Raw genomic sequence first — 18,785 nt, 5'->3', positions numbered from 1 at the left:
TTAAAGCATTAAGCAACTAAATTATTTTTCAAGACAACAATCTCACAAAACGACAAAAACAGGCAAACTTCAGAGACTGAATTTTGCCTGTTTTATAAAGGGGTCAGGGGTTTAATAATAAGGTCTATTTTCGATTATACTGATAAAAATCTAAACCTTAAATCTAACCTCTAATCCCTAAACTATTTCTTCTTATGTCTGTTCTTTCTAAGACGCTTCTTTCTTTTGTGCGTTGAGATCTTGTGTCTCTTTCTTTTCTTTCCGCAAGGCATGATTTTAAAAGTTTTAAATGTTAAAAAAATATTTAATTAGATGATAGAGTTTAGAGATTAGATGACAGAAATGAAGAGTGCAGTTATTTAGCATATTATGCCCAAATACATTCTCTTTACTATATAATCTTTACTCTACAATCTATTCTCTACAATCTGAACTCTAATGTAACTTTGATAAAATATCGTTGGCTGCAGCTTTTTCTTGTGGGGCTTGGCTATTTTTCAAGACCTTTTCTAAAATCTGTGTGGCTTCTTCTTTTCTATCTAACTCCGCTAAGCAATATCCCAAATTTAATGCCGCCTTTGAATTTGATGGATTGTTCTTCAGTATTTGCTTGAAACGGTCAACGGCTTTACCAAATTGATTTGACCGAATTGACAAGATTCCTAAACTAAACAATGCTGGTTCATAATCTGGTTCCTTAGCGATGACTTCTCTCAACATCATAATTCCTTGCATTGGAGTTTGAGTGGCGGTATAGGTCATTGCCATATTGGTTTTTGCTAAGAGATTATTAGGGTTTTTATCCAAAACTTTTTGATAAACCTCACGAGCCTTTTCACCCATCTTCACTGTCTTATCGCTCTGGAGAGCGTAAGTAAAGGCTTCATAATACAACCCACCCGCTTTCATCAAATTGTTTTCCGAAGGGTCAATCTTAATAATTTCGTCTGCATAATGTGCCGCACTATCGTATCGGGTATATTTTACAAACTGATTAATTAAATCTTCGGCTGGCTTTATTTTGCCCTTTCCACTTGCTTTCGTATAAACTCCCTTCAAATTATCTATTACTGTTTGTTGTTCTTTGGTCAGTGACTCAGTGTGGCTTTCGGTAACTTGTGGAGTTTCTTCTTTTACACCTTTATCACGATTGGCTGAACCAGTTGTCGATTCTTTAATGGGTTGTTCTAAGGTCTTTTTTTCATCGTTCACTACTACTTTCGGCAAACTGTACAATCCGCCAACGGTTACAAGTGCGATACCAATGATTACTATAAAAGACTTTTGCATTTGCTATAAATTGGTTTATGAATTAGAAAATATAAGTTTATGAGTAAAGGTATTTCAAAAATCTAATTACTCATAAACTTTCAACTCATAAATTCCAATATTATTTTGCGTTAGATTTCACTTGCTCAACAAAAGTTTTTGCAGGTTTGAAACTTGGGATATAATGTTCAGGAATTTCAATGGTGGTATTTTTTGAGATATTACGAGCAATTTTATGAGCTCTCTTTTTGTTCACGAAGCTACCAAACCCTCTTACATATACAGCCTCTCCTTTTGCGAGATTGTCTTTAATTACTGAGAAAAAAGACTCAATTGCACTTGAAACATCTGCTTTGTCGATGCCAGTCTTGTCTGCGATTTCTACGATTACGTCTGCCTTAGTCACTTGTTGAAAATTTTAAGTTAAAAATATATTAAACAATAATGGTTACTTCCTTTTTATCTGATAATGAAGGCGTTAGCTCTATTTTTACAAGCCAATCTCACCATTTTTGAGAACCCTTTAGCATTAGGGGACACAAAGGTACGGTTTTGCTTTTAATTATGAAAGAAACAAAAAATAATTGTCATAACTTTTTTTTTGTAAATGCTTAATTGTTAGACATTTGAGCGAACAAATGATAAATTAACATATATAATTGAACATTTTCATTTTATTATGTTTGTAAAAGAAGATTGTAACTTGTGGATATATTCTCTCATAGATATTGTTAAAAAAGTATTTCATTCCTCAGCAAACACAACGAATGCAAGACCATATATTTTCTCAAAAAATAACTACTTGGTATCATCAAAATAAAAGAAGTTTACCTTGGCGAGATATTCATAACCCTTATTTTATTTGGCTTTCGGAGGTTATTCTTCAACAAACTCGGGTTGTGCAAGGAATGCCTTATTACTTTAAATTCATTGAGACCTTCCCTACGGTACAAGATTTGGCGGCGGCAGATGAAAAAGATGTTTTGCGACTGTGGCAAGGTTTAGGCTATTATTCAAGAGCAAGAAATTTACATACAACCGCTAAAATGGTCGTAGAAAATTATGGAGGCGTGTTTCCAAATACCTATTCCGAATTATTAAAGCTTAAAGGTATTGGTACTTACACGGCTGCCGCCATTGCTTCTTTTGCCTTTGGCGAAAAAGTAGCGGTTTTGGACGGGAATGTTTATCGGGTGCTTTCGAGAGTTTTTGGAGAAGAAACAGACATTGCGAGTAATGAAGCTAAAAAGGTGTTTACAAAATTAGCCGAAGCCGTTCTCCCAGAAAAAAATGTGGATATTCATAACCAAGCCATCATGGAATTTGGAGCGATGCAGTGTACGCCTGCTTCGCCCAATTGTATGTTTTGTCCATTAACTTTTGAATGTGTGGCAAATGCAACGGGGAAAGTGAGCGTTTTGCCCATAAAATCTAAAAAGGTAAAAGTTAGAGAAAGATTTTTTAATTATTTTGTGATTGAACAAAATCGTAATTTTGTGATGCACGAGCGTACACATAAGGATGTATGGTCGGGTATGTACGATTTCTATTTAAAGGAGTTTGTGGAAAATGTTCAAGCGTTTGATGACATTATTGGCGAAGATTTATTTTTGACTGAAGTTTTAAAAAATTCTATCGTGAAAAGAGAATCAAATACTTACACACACGTTTTGACACATCAGAGAATTTATACAAAATTTTGGCATTTAGTAATCAATGATGATTTTCTTATAAATTTGCCTTCAGATTTAAAATGGTTTTCTCTTGATGAAGTTGATAATTTACCCAAATCTACCTTAGTGAATAATTACTTAATTGACTTCGTATTTTAATCTATTTTCAGTAAATTCATAAAAATTTAAACAAAAACCATAGACATGGCTGGCGTAAACAAAGTAATTTTATTAGGAAATCTTGGGGCTGACCCTGAGATTCGTTCTCTACCAAGTGGCTCTAAAGTGGCTACATTTAACATTGCTACATCTGAAGCTTACAACAACAAAGAAGGAGTTAGAGTAGAACAAACCGAATGGCACAGAATTGAACTGTGGGACAATTTGGCAAATATTGCCGAACAGTACCTTCACAAAGGAGATTCAGTGTATGTAGAAGGGAAAATCCGTACTGAAGAATATACGGATAAAGATAATATTAACCGCAGAGTTACCAAAATCAGAGGAACTTCCATGACTTTGGTGGGTAGTGGACGTGGTAGAGAAAATCAAGAAGGTGGAGGTTCAGCACCTGCACCACAAGCTCCACGCCCTGCTCCTGTACAAACAACACCTCCTGCTCCAGAATTTGATACAAATGCTGGTGGCGAAGGTGGAGACGATTTACCATTTTAAGTTATTTTAAGGTTTTAGAGGTTAGGTTTTAGGGGTCAGTTAGGGAATAAAAACTCTATGAATATCTAATTTCTAAAACCTAACCCCTAACCCCTAAAACCTCAACACAATACCCTTGGAAACACGATTGTCCGACGAACCTCACCCGATTTGGGTGCTTTTAGCACAAGTTGAAAGCACCTCCTCATATAGCGTTTATGGAATCAACGCACTTGTTTTAATTGGATTGCTTTTACTTTCTGCCCTCTTAGCAGGCTCTGAAGTTGCATTCTTTTCTCTTTCTGCCGAAGAACGTTCTGCTTGCCGTGAAAGCGAAAGTAGTAGCGAACGCACCATTGCCAAATTGTTGGATAAACCTCAATTATTGCTGGCAACACTCCTGATTTTCATCAATTTAGTCAACATTACGTTCATTACCATTTCGACGTATGTTACAGAACAAATTGTAGGCGAAGAGCAAAAAGAAGGTTTGGTCGCTACATTAATTTTATTAGTGGGCGTAACTTTTATCATTACCTTTTTCGGAGAATTAATCCCTAAAGTTTGGGCTCAACAAAACAATCTGCGTTTTGCCAAAATAACTGCTCCATTGATTAGCATTGCAACAACCATTTTTCAACCACTTTCGTCTTTATTATTGGGGCTTAGCAATATCATCGAAAAACGGGTGGAACGAAAAGGTTATACCATCACAGCGGATGAATTAAATCACGCCTTAGAAATAACCACTGGAAAAGATACTTCTGAACAAGAAAAAGATATTTTGAAAGGCATTGTCAATTTTGGGAGTATTTCTGCCAAAAGTGTGATGCGTTCAAGAAGAGATATTACCGCATTTGACATTACTTATGATTTCCATGAATTGATGGATAAAATCAATAAATCGGGATATTCACGAGTGCCTGTTTATAAAGAAACGATTGATAAAATTGAAGGGGTTCTGTATATCAAAGATTTGCTGCCACACCTCGAAAAAGACGAACATTACCTTTGGCAAGAGTTAATTCGTCAACCATTTTTTATTCCTGAAAGTAAGAAAATTGATGATTTATTGTATGATTTTCAGGAAAAAAGAGTCCACATGGCACTTGTTGTGAATGAATACGGAGAAACTGAAGGACTCGTAACGATGGAAGATATTATTGAGGAAATTGTGGGAGATATTCACGATGAATCGGACGTTGAAGATTTGGGTTATGTAAAATTGCCAGATGGTTCTTATGAATTTGAAGGAAAAGTTGCACTAAATGACGTATGTCGTGCGTTAGATATTGACAATGATTATTTTGATAAAGTCAGAGGTGACAGTGAGTCATTGGGTGGGCTTATCATTGAATTGTTCACTCGTCTGCCTCACGCTGGCGAAGAAATTGAATACGAAAAGTTTAAATTTAGAATTGCTTCGGTAGATACCCGAAGAATTAAAAAAGTGAAAGTAACTCCGAAAATGGAAATTGATGAAGTGAGTAAGGAGCTTTCGTAATACAACAATCATGAAAAAATACCTCTTATTCCTTATTCCATTGTTATCGTGCCAAAAGGTGGTTTCGCCTTCTGATAGTTTCAATGATGCTCAAGATTTGGGGATAATTGAAAACGTTCAAATCAAAGAAGCATCTGGCATTGTGGCGAGTTATCAAAACAAAGGGTTGCTTTGGACGCATAATGACAGTGGAGATAGTAATCGTATTTTTTCAATAGATACCAAGGGAAAAGGCACTCGTGAGTTTTATTTAGAAGGAGCTACAAATCGTGATTGGGAAGCAATTGCTATTGCCAAATTTACAGAAGGTTCATATTTGTATATCGGTGAAATTGGCGATAATAATGCAGAATACGCTACTTCTGCCATTTATCGTGTTCCCGAACCAACTATTACCAGTACAACCCCGCAGAGCAATACGCTAAAAAACGTCCAAAAAATTACCTACAAATATCCAGACGGAGCAAGAGATGTAGAATGTTTTTTGATTGACCAAGTTTCAAAAGATATTTACATTATTAGTAAAAGAGATAATCTAAAACGCCTTTATCGTTTGCCATATCCACAGTCTTATACCAGTACAATAACGGCAGAATTTGTGCAAGAATTAGCATTTTCAACTGGTACTGCCACTCCATTATTCATTACTGACGGCAATATTTCGGCTGACAATCAGGAAATTATCATTAAAAATTACCTCCAAATTTTTCATTGGAGACGTAATACAAATGAAAGTATTGCCGAGGCTTTAAAACGTACACCAATTATGCTTCCTTACACCGCAGAGGCACAAGGTGAAGGCATTTGTTTTGGGGAAGATGGAGCAGGATATTATACAATTAGTGAAGAAAGTTCTAATAAAATACCTGTAAAACTACATTATTATCAGAGAAAATAAATTTAAAAATTCTCTAAATTTAGGCTGAAACATTATACAAAACTTAAACAAATTATCAGCTATGAAAAGGTTTTTTATTCACTTTGCTTTAATATGTCTGAGTGCCTGTAATGCTCCTAAACAACAAGAAAAAACGGACTTTAATGAGCAGTTAATCAAACAGTATTATCAGCACTTCAATAATCACGATTGGGTAAAAATGGCAAATATGTATGCCGATACTACTGAATTTAAAGACCCATCACTCGGACAAGGAATTGTAACGCAAACCAAAGAACAGACCATCAAAAAATATAGTGAATTGAATACTGTATTTCCTAATATAAAAGATGAAGTTGTGAGTGTTTACCCTTCTGACTCAAATCATATCATTGTCGAATTTATTTCCACTGGAACGGCTGCCGACAAATCAGCATTCAAACTTCCAATCTGTACTATTTTTACCATCAAAAATGGCATTATCACAAAGGACTTTACCTATTATGATAACTTTTGATAAGTTTATTTTGAATGCTATTCTATTCCTCAGTGAGCTTTGAGCCACGAATAACTTCGATACTTTCTGTGGAAACTTCCGAGATTGGCCATGCGGTGAGTTCGTCACCTTTTTTTATTGTCTTTACAGGATTTATAAAAGCCCTAATTTCAAATACTTGCCCTACATCTTCACTACTTACACTACCAATGATGACTCTTCCAACCCAATCCCTCCCATTTTGAACTTCTATTGGCTGTTGAACATAATATTTGTTTGTACTTTTAGATTTCACAACGACCCAAACTTCATTTGTATTTTCGGCTGTGCCTTCGATAGGTAAAATACGAGGGACGATAGTATTTGTAGAAGGACTATCAATGTAAAGTCTTTCGTGTTTATCCATAAATAATTGATAAAAAACGAAACCTAAAAGTAGAATAATAGCTACCAATAATAATGGCTTACCTACTATAAATGGAGGATTGGTGGGTGTAGGTTTTGACAATGAGTTTAATGTTTCATCTTCAAGCAAAGCACTTGTTTTGATGCTACTTTCTTTTGTATATGAGCGACAAGTATTTAAAATCTTTTGGCTTGGCGTGTAGTTATTATCTGTAAAAAGCAATGCTAAGGTATTTGTGCTTGGTATATGCAAATTATTCTTCGTTCTGCTTATACCTCTTCGAGTAAAAAACTCCTCTTCAAAAGACTCTTTCAACGATTCATAATTCTTTCTATTTGTATTGTACTCAAAAATCGGGAAGCGGTCTGTATCTAACTTATGATAATACAGATAACGTTTTTTGACATCATCTCTCAAGTTTTTTAGGCTAAAATCTTTATCAAGAAAGGCAGAAGGAAGGATTTCGGTAATAAAACGGGAAGTTTTCATAAATTTTCGGCAGTGTTTATTTCATAAAGTAAATATAAGGGAAAAAATAAGAAAGTCATTTGCACTCAAATTAACCATTTAAAAAATAATTTTGAGTTTATAAAATAGCCCCATTATTCATTCACAGACCGCCTTCTGTTAAAATAAATAAAACCCTCAATTGTCAAATCTCTAAATTAAATTTATGATGAATACCCTAAACAATTTAAGTATCTCTACTAAAGCCTTCGATTTATATTTATACAAAAGTAGATTGAAGATTGAAATTGCTGACATCATTATGTTTGAAGCACACATTAACTATACGACGATTCACTTAATGAATGGCAAGAAAATTATGGTTTCTAAAACCCTGAAATCATTTGAAGAATTATTATTCAACCACCATTTTTATAGAATTCATAGAGCATTTCTGATAAATTCTCAACATTTACAAGCCTATGATTCGACTTTGGGACAAGCACGTCTAACGAATAATTATACCGTTTCTACGTCTCGTAGGAAGAAGGAAGTTTTTGAAAAACAAATGAATAGAGTTTGGCTAAAATCAGCCTAACCTCTATTTATTTAATGTGTTGATTTCGCAGAAATAGGAGCAGAAGCATGAAAATTATCATAAATTCTTTGGGCATAATCGTCCAATAACGCTATAACTCTTTCTCGCTTATCTGACTTTACAATAAAACCAATATGGTATTCCATCTCCATTCTCCAATAAATTTCTGGGTCGTTAAAACCTTCTGTATTAGGATGTTGATGATTGGATAAAGAAATAATAATTCCCGAATAGCTATTTTCAACAGATGGTAAAACGTATTCCTCGCCTTTTGCCATTGCCGTTTCGATAATCGCCCATTCACGCCATAAATTGATGCCTGAAGAGGCTTCCACCATTTCGGCTAAATTTGCCCCTCCTACTCTTGAAGCCGTCTCCAAAAAGATAATTTCGCCCGTTTCGTGGTCTTTGATAAACTCTGAATGACTCGCAGAATAATTCATGCCAAAAGCTTTCATCACTTGGGTATTAGCTTTTTGCAAAGCTTTATCATCTTTTGAGCCAAACGGTACGGTTACTGACCTAAATATTCCTCCGCCATGAGCCACTTCCATTGGCGTTGATAAATATTGACTACAACGAGTGAAGACAAATTTACCATTTACCGAAAGCGAATCTACGTGGAAAACATCGCCAGGTTTAAATTGCTCCACTAAATATTCGTGTCGTCTATCTCCCAAATGATGAACCACTTCCCATAGTTGTTCTGAATTATAGACCTTCTTAATACCAGTTGCAGAAGCTTCAGAACGTGGTTTTACCACACATGGAAACGTTACTTTCTGGGTAAATTCAAAAATATCGTGGTCATTAAATAGACTTGTAAACATTGGCACTTTTATACCTGCTTCTTGAGCTTTCATTCGCATCGCCAATTTATCTCTAAAATGTCGGCTGGTGGTTTGTCCCATTCCTGGAATACGGAAATGTTCCCGTAAATGTGCCGCTCTTTCTACATCAAAATCATCCAAAGCCACAATTCTATCTACTTTCTTCGACCGCATCATGTATGCCAAACCCGCAATGATTTCATCCATCGAAAATGAGCCATCAGGTTTTTCTTCAATGTAGAAAACTTCATCAATAAATTCCCGAACCCAAGGTTTATATTCCAATTTTTTATTGGTCAAAAGATAAACGGTATTCCCCGCTTGTTTGCACGAGCGTAAAAATTCATTGCCTTTAAAAAAAGTTGAAATGCAGAGAAAAGAGAGCGATTGAGTCATTTTGATTTTAGAGTTTTAAATGGAACACTGATTTTACCGATTGGACACGGATTAATAATATGAAAAAATCATTTTAAAAATAAAATTCGTGTCTAATCCATAAAACCAGTGTTCTTTATTCCATAAGGTTTAAATTAATCATTAATTTTCTGAAAATCAAAACCTAAACCATCTTCTCTAAAAACTCCAATAACAACCTAACGCCAAAAGCTGTCCCTGCTCTTTGTGGAGCAAATTCAATATCACCAAAAGCCGTCCCTGCAATATCCAGATGAGCCCAATTTGGGTGATTTTCGGTAAAAACTTCTAAGAATTTTGTTGCAGAAATTGCACCTGCCATTGGTTTTCCAGAATAATTACGGACATCGGCAACATCAGAAGTAATGTCTTCTTTATAAATATCCCAAAGTGGTAAACGCCACAATCTTTCTCCTGTTTGGTCGCCTGCTTTGGCAAGATTTTGGGCTAATTCATCATTGTTTGTAAATAAACCTGCCGCATGATAACCCAAAGTAGCCACGCAACTACCTGTAAGCGTTGCCAAGTCAATCATCGTATCTGGTTGATAATTTTTCACGAGATAATTTAAACCGTCTGCCAAAATCAAACGACCTTCCGCATCGGTATCAATTATTTCAATGGTTTTTCCAGAATACGAGCCAATTACGTCACTTGGTTTGAAAGATTTTCCATCAACGGCATTTTCGCAAGCGGGAATTACGCCAATTAAATGAACGGGTAATTGCAATTTTGCCGCCAATTCAATCGTACCCAAAACGGCAGCTGCTCCGCCCATATCCGACTTCATCAAGTGCATATTGGTTGAAGATTTTATCGAAATTCCACCTGTATCAAACGTCACGCCTTTACCCACTAAACCTACTTTTTGCTTTGCTTCTGGTGATTTATATTCCATCACAATCAAAACTGGCGGGTGTTCGCTACCTTGTCCAACGGCTAAAAGTGCCTCTAATTTTTGCGATTTTAGTTGTTGTTTTTCTAAAATATTGACAGAATATCCAAACTTTTTACCCGAATTTACCGCCCAATCCGCCAACGTTTGAGGTGTTTTTTTATTGGCAGGAGCATTCATCAAGTCAAAAATCTGCATTTGAGTTTTAGCAATTGCTTTCGCTCTTGAGATAATATCATTCGTATTTTCAAGGGATGAAAGGATATTCAAAACCCCATCTTTCTGAAAAATTGGCGATGTCCCCTTTCTTTCAGTTTTATATAAATCCAAATCATAACCTCCTAACATTGAGCCAATCACGGCATATTCAATCCATTCATTAGGCAAATTTTGAACATCAATTGTTACGCCATCAGGCAATTTCGTTTTTTGCTTTAAAAATAGCGTTCTAAAAGCTTTGATAATGTCTAACGAATTAGGTTTCTCCCCTAAACCCACATATATAACCTTTTGATTATTAGCTGAATGAAAGATTTGAAATTCCTTCAATTCAGCTTTAAAATCCTGATTTACTAAATCGAAATTAAGAGCATAATCAGCACAAGATTTTTGTAGTTGACCATCAAAATTTTCATCTTGTAAGAAAGACTGAACAATAACCTTTGAATCAGCATTTAATTGAGTAATATGGTTGATTTTCATGTTTTGTAACCCGAGCTGGGCGGAAATTCGTTTCTCATCGAAAATAAATGAAAGTTCTCGAATCAGGAGATTCGAGTTACATAAAAAAATGCCACCTTGCGGGTGGCATTTTGTGTTTGTCAATATTCGTCTTCATTAAAGAAGAAATCGTCTTTGGTCGGATAATCAGGCCAGATTTCTTCGATGCTTTCATACGGCTGACCGTCATCTTCAAGTTCTTGTAAATTTTCAACTACTTCTAACGGCGACCCAGTACGGATAGCGTAGTCAATGAGTTCGTCTTTGGTTGCAGGCCATGGTGCATCTTCAAGGTATGATGCCAATTCAAGTGTCCAGTACATAATCTATGAATTTGGTTACGATTAATTACTAATTTAAAACCCTGAGAATAAGTTTCTTATACTTCGTATTTTTAGCTATTTTTCTTAGGATTGCAAAAGTATAATTTTTTTCCTTATGAAAAACTGTTTCCATTTAAAAATTATTACTTCCAAATAACACAAAATTTCTGAAAACATTATATTTTGCCTAAAATAAATTTTATTTCTATGACTCTTTCTAAGTTTTCACCTATCATTGAGGTGTGTGCTTTTTCCCTCGAATCGTGCCTTACTGCCCAACAAGGCGGAGCAAAACGAGTTGAACTTTGTGCTGGTATATACGAAGGTGGCACTACTCCGTCAGCAGGATTAATCTCTTTAGCTAAACAACAAACTTCTATCGAAATTCATGCCATGATTCGCCCACGTGGGGGTGATTTTTGTTATTCTGATGATGAAATCGAAGTAATGAAAGCCGATATTCAAATGGTTAAATCTTTGACTTGCGACGGTATCGTTTTGGGTATTTTACAAAAAGATGGTCGGGTAAATATTGCCCAAACAAAAGAATTGGTTGATTTAGCAAAACCCCTACAAGTTACTTTTCACCGTGCTATTGATATGGCTCGTGACTATTTTGAGGCTCTTGAAGATATTATTGAAGCGGGTTGCCATAGAATTTTAACGTCTGGACAAAAAAATACCGCAATGGAGGGAGTTAAAGACCTTACCGAATTGGTAAAACGTGCCGACGGACGTATTCAAATCATGGCTGGCAGTGGCGTAAATGTTCAAAATGCACAAACTCTCGCAAGCACGGGCGTAAATGCCTTACACCTAACAGGAAAGTCAAGCAGAGATTCTGAAATGGTGTACAGAAAAGAAGGAATTGCGATGGGCGGGCTGTCAGAAGTGCCAGAATATGATATTGTTTATTCGGATGCAGATAAAATTCGGGCGGTAGTGGATTTATTTTAGTAGCACAGACTTCAGTCTGTCCGTTAATCGTTACAGACAGACTGAAGTCTGTGTTACTATAAGAAACGCTGCAAATATTCCGTTATCTGAGCCATACAACTCAATGCTAAATCGGGTTTTAATAATAAGGTAAATACAACGCCAAAACCTGCTCCGTAAAGGTGAGCAGAGTGTCCGATATTATCCAAATTTCGTTTTGACATATAATATGAATAAAACGAATAAAGTACTGCATACATAAATGCTGGCATTGGAATAAAATAAATCAAAATTGTGGCGGTTGGGTTAAATAAAATTGCCGAAAAAACAACGGCAGAAACTCCTCCAGATGCCCCAAGTGCATTATATCCGCTACTGTTTTTATATTTTGCAAAATCAGGATAATTAGCCACAATAATTCCAATTAAATATAAGGCAGCGTATAAAAGACTTCCTGTGCTTTCGCCAAAAAGAACGGAAAAATAATATTCTACATTCGCTCCAAAAAAGTATAAACTCAGCATATTGAAGAACAAATGTCCATAGTCAGCATGAAGAAAACCCGACGTTAGAAAACGGTAATATTCATGGTTTCGCTGCACTGAATACGGATTCATAATCCATTTGTTCATGATACTATAATTGTTCCAAGCATAGAGACTCAAAGCAACGGTAATTCCTATAAAAATGAAAGTTAATGACATGGTTTTCTGTTAAAAATGTTAACTGTTTTCTGTTAATTATTCACTGACTACACTTCTCTATCAATTAACATTTCTGCAAAAGCTTTGAGTTCGGTTTTACGTTCATCTTCTACCTTTAATTTGGCAAGACATTCCAAACCTTTATCAAAATACGCATTGATTTTGGCTTCGGCTAATTGTTTGATGCCCAAAGTATCATAAATAGCGGTAACAGCTTTTACTTTTTCGGCATTGTCAAATTCCTTGGCATTTAACCAATAATTCAATGATTCTTTAGTTTCGCCCGTTGCTTTTTCAATAGCTTCAATAAGCATATAGGTTTTTTTATTGGAAATAATATCGCCCCCGACTTGCTTTCCAAATTTTACAGGGTCGCCGTAAACATCCAACAAATCATCTTTTAATTGAAATCCTAAGCCGATATTGATACCAACTTCATACAATAATTCGCAAGATTTATCGCTTGCTCCGCCAATAATCCCACCTAATTCTAAGGCATAACCTAATAAAACAGAGGTTTTTAGCTTTATCATTTCTAAATATTCCGATTCAGTTACGTTTTCACGACTCTCGAAATTCATATCCAATTGCTGACCTTCGCAAACCTCAGCCGCCGTGCGATTAAAGCGTTTCATGGCTTTTTTGAAACGGCTATCTTCTACTTCCATCAATAATTCATACGCCTGCACGAGCATCACATCACCCGAAAGAATAGCAATATTGGCGTTCCATTTTTCATGAACCGTTAGTTTTCCACGACGTAAAGGAGCGTTATCCATAATATCGTCGTGCATCAAGGTAAAATTATGAAAAACTTCAACCGCAGAAGCAGGTTTCACGGCTTTTTGCCAATCGTCGGTAAATAAAGCAGTAGCCATTAAAGTCATCATTGGGCGTAATCGTTTACCGCCTAATGACATCAAATAACGGATTGGTTCGTATAATTCTGGAGGATTTTCACCGTAAGTCTGTTGGGCAAATTCTTCGTTGAGAGCTTGTTGGAAGTGTTTGGTAGTCATTAAAACGAAATTTGGAAAATGAATCTCTAATTATGAATAAAATACTCATTTTAGTTCAACTAAAAAAATGAAGTCATGTTTAACAAACATTAAATTCCACCAAATTTAGAAAGAAGAATTTAAACCCCTCACTCGTTTCAGATTTATTTTGGCTAACTTTGCGGTCGAAGGAACTTTACATTAAAATTCCCAAACTGTAAACAAGCATAATGTTAACTCATCAATTAAAACTCCGTAAGCCACTCGCAGTTTTCGATTTAGAAACTACGGGTATCAATATGATAAAAGACCGTATTGTAGAAATCAGTATCGCCAAAGCTAATATTGATGGAACAGTTACGGTAAAAACAAGAAGAGTAAATCCAGGAATGCCCATTCCTTTGGAGTCATCGTTAATTCACGGAATTTATGACGAAGATGTGGCAAACGAACCCAATTTCAAGCAAATTGCCAAATCGATGGCTCAGTTTTTGGAAGGTTGTGATTTGGCGGGCTTCAACTCAAATCGTTTTGATGTACCTATGTTGGTAGAAGAATTTTTGAGAAATGAAGTTGATTTTGATGTAAAAAATCGTCGTTTGATTGATGCTCAACGTATTTTTCATTTGATGGAACCTCGTAATCTTGGAGCTGCGTATAAATTTTATTGTCAAAAAGAATTAATTGATGCCCACTCTGCCGAAGCCGATACCATCGCTACTTTGGAGGTTCTCAACGCTCAAGTTCAACATTATGAAGGCGTAAAAATCAAAAATTCACAAGGAGAAGAAATCGAACCTGTAAAGAACGATATGGATGCCTTACATGAGATAACTGCTTCAAAATTAGTGGATTTCGCTCAAAGAATGACCTACAATAAAGATGGAATTGAGGTAATTAATTTTGGAAAACACGCAGGAAAACCCGTTTTGCAAGTCTTAAAAGAAGAGCCTTCTTATTATGACTGGATGATGAAAGGAGATTTCCCGATGGACACTAAAAGAAAATTAACTGAAATAAAGTTGAGAGCTTTTAACAATAAGTAGAAAATAATCGTTTCAATTTTAAAGGCAAAACCGTATTTTTGCATCTTATTACGTAAACCAAGCATTATGCAAATACCTGACATTATCCGACAAATTCCTTTGAACTACTACATTTGGTTCAGCACAGCTCTGTTTTGTATCGGAATCATCGGCGTATTGACTCGCCGAAATGCCATTATTATTTTCATGTCTGTTGAGTTAATGCTCAACTCTGTGAATCTCCTCTTAGCAGCATTTTCATCGTACAAGTCTGACCCGTCTGGTCAAATTTTTGTATTTTTCATCATGGCAGTAGCCGCCGCAGAGGTAGCAGTTGGACTGGCAATCATCGTTATGATTTACCGCAATATCCAAACCATTGATGTTGGCTTGTTGAATAAATTGAAATGGTAATGTTAGGGGTTAGGTTTTGGGAGTTGGGGGTTAGTGTTCAGGAAATAACATTAATTCTAAATCTTAAACTAATTCTTTACAGATACTTAGAATTGAGTTAAAAAGTTATCAAGGAGTAAACTTCACAAATTCATAACTCGTAACTCATCACTCATAGCTAAAAATTATGTCTTTAATTACACTAATTCCACTTCTTCCCCTCCTTGGTTTCCTTATTAACGGAATCGGGTTTCGCCATGTACCCAAGTCATTGGCTGGAATCATCAGTTCGGGAGCAGCTTTAGCATCTTTTGCTTGTGTATTGTCTTTATTCTTCGGATTCGACGGTAAACCACAAGTAGTTTCAGTTTTCGATTGGATTACCGTCGGAAAATTGAACATATCAATGTCATTTCTAATTGACCAATTATCTTTATTGATGTTGTTAATCATCACGGGAGTTGGTTCATTAATCCATATTTATTCAATCGGCTACATGAGCCACGACGAAGGTTTCGGTAAGTTTTTTGCTTTCCTAAACCTTTTTTTATTCTTCATGCTACTTTTAGTAATGGGGTCAAATTACGTGGTAATGTTCATTGGTTGGGAAGGTGTTGGTTTGTGTTCTTATCTATTAATTGGATTCTGGAACAAAAACAACAACTATGGAAATGCCGCTCGCAAAGCCTTTATTATGAACCGTATTGGTGACTTAGGCTTTTTATTAGGTATTTTCTTAATCATTACGCATTTCGGTTCAGTTGAATATGCAGATGTTTTAGAAAGAGTAACTGACGGCGGATATTTATCAGGAGATAAAACATTATTCTACATTACACTTTTGTTATTTGTAGGAGCAATGGGTAAATCAGCTCAAATTCCATTATACACATGGTTACCCGATGCGATGGCAGGTCCAACACCTGTATCTGCACTTATCCACGCAGCTACGATGGTAACGGCGGGTATTTACATGATTATCCGTTCAAACTTTATGTATTCGCTTGCACCAGATACCTTGCACATTGTGGCTTGGGTTGGTACGGCAACGGCAATTTTAGCGGCTTCAATTGGTTTATTCCAAAACGATATTAAAAAAGTATTGGCTTACTCAACGGTTTCTCAATTGGGATATATGTTTATGGGCTTGGGTGTAATGGCTTATTCTTCGTCATTCTTCCACGTAATGACTCACGCCTTCTTCAAAGCATTATTATTCTTGGGAGCAGGTTCGGTAATTCACGCTATGTCAGACGAGCAAGATATTCGTAAAATGGGTGGTTTGCGTAAAGCTTTACCAATTACATTTATTACGTTCTTGATTGCAACTATTGCCATTTCAGGTATTCCTCCATTTGCAGGTTTCTTCTCGAAAGATGAAATTTTAGCTCACGTTTTCGAGCATGATAAAGTGATGTGGGGTTTTGCCGTATTTGGTTCAATGATGACTTCATTCTATATGTTCCGTTTGTTGTTTTTGACATTCTTCGGAGAATTCAGAGGAACGCACGAACAAAAACACCATTTGCACGAATCTCCAATTACGATGACTGCTCCATTAATGATTTTGGCAGTGCTTTCGGCAGTGGGTGGATTCTTCAACTTACCGCATATTTTTGGTGGTCACGCAAGTTTAGCTGAATTTATGGCTCCACTTTTTGCTCATTCAAATGTAGAACACGCCGCAGTTGATGAATCATTAGAAAAAACATTAATGGTTGTTTCAGTAATTGCCGCTTTGATTTCAGCAGGATTAGCCTATGTTATTTATGTAGGTAAAAAGACAGTTCCTGTAGCAGATGAACAAGTAGCTGGATTCCAAAAAGTTGTTTATAATAAATACTATATTGACGAACTTTATGATAAAGTATTTGTGAAGCCAATCACGGCATTGTCTAATTTCTTCTCTTCTGTATTTGAATTCTTAGTAATAGATTTAATTGTAGAAGGCGTAGGCAAATTGGTAAAATCGTTATCGGCAGAAGCTCGTTTATTACAAAATGGTACTACGGGTTACTACATTTTTGCGATGGTATTGTCAATTGCCATCATCATTATCTATAGTTTGAAAAGTTTTATTTTAGGGTAATATAAAATATAAAGATGCTAACAATTTCACTAATTCTCCTACCCATCATTGCAGGGCTAATCACCCTCACGACTAAAGGGGAAAATACTAAAAAAGTTGCGGCTGCTTTTGCTTTTGCAGAATTAGCTTTGGGTCTATTTATTTATGGCTCATTTGTCCCTGATGCAACCACGCAATTTGCCACAAGTTTCGATTGGATTCATTCAGCGGGGATTAAATTCTCAGTGGGTATCGACGGAATTAGTTTAACTCTGGTTTGTCTTACCACTTTGATGGTTCCATTTATCATTCTATCAACTTTTGGGAATGATTATAAAAATGCTCCAACTTTCTATGCTCTTATCTTGTTTATGCAAGCAGCATTAATTGGTGTATTTACGGCAAGGGATATTTTCTTATTTTATTTCTTCTTTGAAGTTGCCTTAATTCCAGTGTATTTTATCGCTGCTATTTGGGGAGGAGAAAATCGTATTAAGGTTACTTTCAAATTCTTTGTATATACCATCTTCGGGTCATTATTTATGTTGTTGGCTTTGGTTTATTTGTATCTTCAAACACCAGGGATTGCTCATAAATCAGACTTTGCTTCTATTTATGATGCAGCGAAAATGTTAGATATTACACAACAAGGTTATATTTTCGGAGCATTCTTCATTGCATTTGCTATCAAAATGCCTTTGTTCCCATTCCACACTTGGCAACCAGATACTTATGTGGAAGCTCCAACGGCTGGAACAATGTTATTATCAGGTATTATGTTGAAAATGGGTACTTACGGTTTAATTCGCTTTATATTACCCATCGTTCCATTGGCAGTTGATAAATACGGAATGATTGCAGTTATTCTTTCTGTCATCGGTATTGTGTATGGTTCAATCATTGCCATTCAGCAAAAAGATATGAAACGTTTAATTGCGTATTCATCATTTGCACACGTAGGTTTGATGTCGGCGGGTATTTTTAGTGGAAATATTGACGGTATTCAAGGAGCATTAATCCAAATGTTGGCTCACGGTATCAACGTAGTAGGTCTTTTCTTCATCGTTGAAATTATTCAACAACGCACTAATTCTCGTGAATTGGCTCGTTTAGGTGGTATCACGCAAACAACACCAAACTTGACCGTGTACTTCATTATCTTAATGTTAGGTTCGGTTGCACTTCCATTAACCAATGGTTTTGTGGGTGAATTTTTATTATTGAAAGGAGTTTACGCTTACAATGTATGGGTTGGAGCAATAGCAGGTTTGACAATCATTTTGGGTGCCGTGTATATGTTGAGAATGGTTCAAAAATCAATGTTTGGAATAACTTCAAAAATCACTGAAGGTTTTACAGACTTAACTTTCTCTGAAAAAGCAGTATTACTCCCTTTGTCATTTATGGTTATTGCCTTAGGACTTGCTCCTAATATGTTCTTAAAATTAACAGAACCAGCCGTTATTCAATTATTATCAATCATTAAGTAATAGGAAGTTTAGGTATGAGGTATGAGATATGGGATTGAGGTAAGTGAAATTAGCGTAAAACTGAA

19 protein-coding genes are annotated in these 18,785 nt (G+C 35.8%); 11 read left to right on the top strand and 8 right to left on the bottom strand.

Annotated features, from left to right (window positions below):
- Positions 1-435: 435 nt before the first annotated feature.
- Both VB796_RS04635 and VB796_RS04630 read right to left on the bottom strand, forming a co-directional pair.
- Positions 436-1,290, bottom strand: a complete 855-nt coding sequence (locus VB796_RS04635) for a tetratricopeptide repeat protein (protein WP_323345343.1) — start codon at positions 1,288-1,290, stop codon at positions 436-438.
- Positions 1,291-1,390: 100 nt separating this feature from the next.
- Positions 1,391-1,675: an HU family DNA-binding protein gene (locus VB796_RS04630; protein WP_323345342.1), complete on the bottom strand. Its 285-nt coding sequence runs from the start codon at positions 1,673-1,675 to the stop codon at positions 1,391-1,393.
- Between the two features lie 361 nt (positions 1,676-2,036).
- Between VB796_RS04630 and mutY the strand changes: the two genes are divergently transcribed.
- The 5 genes from mutY to VB796_RS04605 all read left to right on the top strand — a co-directional run bounded on the left by mutY (position 2,037) and on the right by VB796_RS04605 (position 6,494).
- Positions 2,037-3,101, top strand: coding sequence for an A/G-specific adenine glycosylase (gene mutY / locus VB796_RS04625; RefSeq protein WP_323345341.1), 1,065 nt, complete (start codon positions 2,037-2,039; stop codon positions 3,099-3,101).
- Between the two features lie 45 nt (positions 3,102-3,146).
- Positions 3,147-3,617: a single-stranded DNA-binding protein gene (locus tag VB796_RS04620; RefSeq protein WP_323345340.1), complete on the top strand. Its 471-nt coding sequence runs from the start codon at positions 3,147-3,149 to the stop codon at positions 3,615-3,617.
- Between the two features lie 115 nt (positions 3,618-3,732).
- On the top strand, positions 3,733-5,100 hold the full coding sequence (gene gldE / locus VB796_RS04615) for a gliding motility-associated protein GldE (protein ID WP_323345339.1): 1,368 nt from the start codon (positions 3,733-3,735) through the stop codon (positions 5,098-5,100).
- Positions 5,101-5,110: 10 nt separating this feature from the next.
- Positions 5,111-5,998 carry a hypothetical protein gene (locus VB796_RS04610; RefSeq protein ID WP_323345338.1) on the top strand — a complete coding sequence of 296 codons (888 nt, stop codon included), beginning with the start codon at positions 5,111-5,113 and terminating at the stop codon, positions 5,996-5,998.
- Positions 5,999-6,059: 61 nt separating this feature from the next.
- Positions 6,060-6,494 (top strand): nuclear transport factor 2 family protein, encoded by a 435-nt coding sequence (locus tag VB796_RS04605; RefSeq protein ID WP_323345337.1) that lies wholly within the window; start codon positions 6,060-6,062, stop codon positions 6,492-6,494.
- Between the two features lie 22 nt (positions 6,495-6,516).
- Here the strand turns inward: VB796_RS04605 and VB796_RS04600 are convergent, their stop codons facing one another.
- A complete protein-coding gene (locus VB796_RS04600) occupies positions 6,517-7,368 on the bottom strand; it encodes a hypothetical protein (protein WP_323345336.1) in 852 nt (283 codons plus the stop codon).
- A gap of 184 nt (positions 7,369-7,552) precedes the next feature.
- On the opposite strand from VB796_RS04600, the gene VB796_RS04595 reads away from it, so the two are divergent.
- Entirely contained in the window at positions 7,553-7,924 is a 372-nt protein-coding gene (locus tag VB796_RS04595) for a LytTR family DNA-binding domain-containing protein (protein ID WP_323345335.1), read from the top strand.
- 11 nt (positions 7,925-7,935) lie between these two features.
- Here VB796_RS04595 and VB796_RS04590 read toward each other — a convergent pair whose 3' ends face one another.
- The 3 genes from VB796_RS04590 to VB796_RS04580 all read right to left on the bottom strand — a co-directional run bounded on the left by VB796_RS04590 (position 7,936) and on the right by VB796_RS04580 (position 11,106).
- The gene (locus tag VB796_RS04590) at positions 7,936-9,150 is read right to left on the bottom strand and encodes an ATP-grasp domain-containing protein (RefSeq protein ID WP_323345334.1); all 1,215 of its coding nucleotides are present in this window, start codon (positions 9,148-9,150) and stop codon (positions 7,936-7,938) included.
- Positions 9,151-9,313: 163 nt separating this feature from the next.
- Positions 9,314-10,765, bottom strand: a complete 1,452-nt coding sequence (locus tag VB796_RS04585; RefSeq protein WP_323345333.1) for a leucyl aminopeptidase family protein — start codon at positions 10,763-10,765, stop codon at positions 9,314-9,316.
- 119 nt (positions 10,766-10,884) lie between these two features.
- Positions 10,885-11,106: a DUF2795 domain-containing protein gene (locus tag VB796_RS04580; protein WP_026997867.1), complete on the bottom strand. Its 222-nt coding sequence runs from the start codon at positions 11,104-11,106 to the stop codon at positions 10,885-10,887.
- A gap of 207 nt (positions 11,107-11,313) precedes the next feature.
- Between VB796_RS04580 and VB796_RS04575 the strand changes: the two genes are divergently transcribed.
- Positions 11,314-12,063 (top strand): copper homeostasis protein CutC, encoded by a 750-nt coding sequence (locus VB796_RS04575; RefSeq protein ID WP_323345332.1) that lies wholly within the window; start codon positions 11,314-11,316, stop codon positions 12,061-12,063.
- 56 nt (positions 12,064-12,119) lie between these two features.
- Here the strand turns inward: VB796_RS04575 and VB796_RS04570 are convergent, their stop codons facing one another.
- The gene (locus tag VB796_RS04570) at positions 12,120-12,746 is read right to left on the bottom strand and encodes a rhomboid family intramembrane serine protease (RefSeq protein ID WP_323345331.1); all 627 of its coding nucleotides are present in this window, start codon (positions 12,744-12,746) and stop codon (positions 12,120-12,122) included.
- Positions 12,747-12,793: 47 nt separating this feature from the next.
- Positions 12,794-13,765 carry a polyprenyl synthetase family protein gene (locus tag VB796_RS04565; RefSeq protein WP_323345330.1) on the bottom strand — a complete coding sequence of 324 codons (972 nt, stop codon included), beginning with the start codon at positions 13,763-13,765 and terminating at the stop codon, positions 12,794-12,796.
- Positions 13,766-13,974: 209 nt separating this feature from the next.
- Here VB796_RS04565 and VB796_RS04560 point away from each other — a divergent pair, with 209 nt between their 5' ends.
- From VB796_RS04560 to VB796_RS04545, 4 genes are all read left to right on the top strand, one after another.
- Positions 13,975-14,790 (top strand): 3'-5' exonuclease, encoded by an 816-nt coding sequence (locus VB796_RS04560; RefSeq protein ID WP_323345329.1) that lies wholly within the window; start codon positions 13,975-13,977, stop codon positions 14,788-14,790.
- 66 nt (positions 14,791-14,856) lie between these two features.
- Positions 14,857-15,183, top strand: coding sequence for an NADH-quinone oxidoreductase subunit NuoK (gene nuoK / locus VB796_RS04555; protein WP_109742430.1), 327 nt, complete (start codon positions 14,857-14,859; stop codon positions 15,181-15,183).
- Positions 15,184-15,349: 166 nt separating this feature from the next.
- Positions 15,350-17,251, top strand: coding sequence for an NADH-quinone oxidoreductase subunit L (gene nuoL / locus VB796_RS04550; RefSeq protein WP_323345328.1), 1,902 nt, complete (start codon positions 15,350-15,352; stop codon positions 17,249-17,251).
- Between the two features lie 14 nt (positions 17,252-17,265).
- Entirely contained in the window at positions 17,266-18,720 is a 1,455-nt protein-coding gene (locus VB796_RS04545; RefSeq protein ID WP_323345327.1) for an NADH-quinone oxidoreductase subunit M, read from the top strand.
- Positions 18,721-18,785 lie beyond the last annotated feature (65 nt).

This window comes from Arcicella sp. LKC2W (assembly GCF_034931005.1).
Taxonomy (GTDB): Bacteria; Bacteroidota; Bacteroidia; order Cytophagales; family Spirosomataceae; genus Arcicella.
The sequence above is the reverse complement of the archived record's forward strand: the minus strand, read 5'-3'. Positions and strand labels throughout refer to the sequence as shown.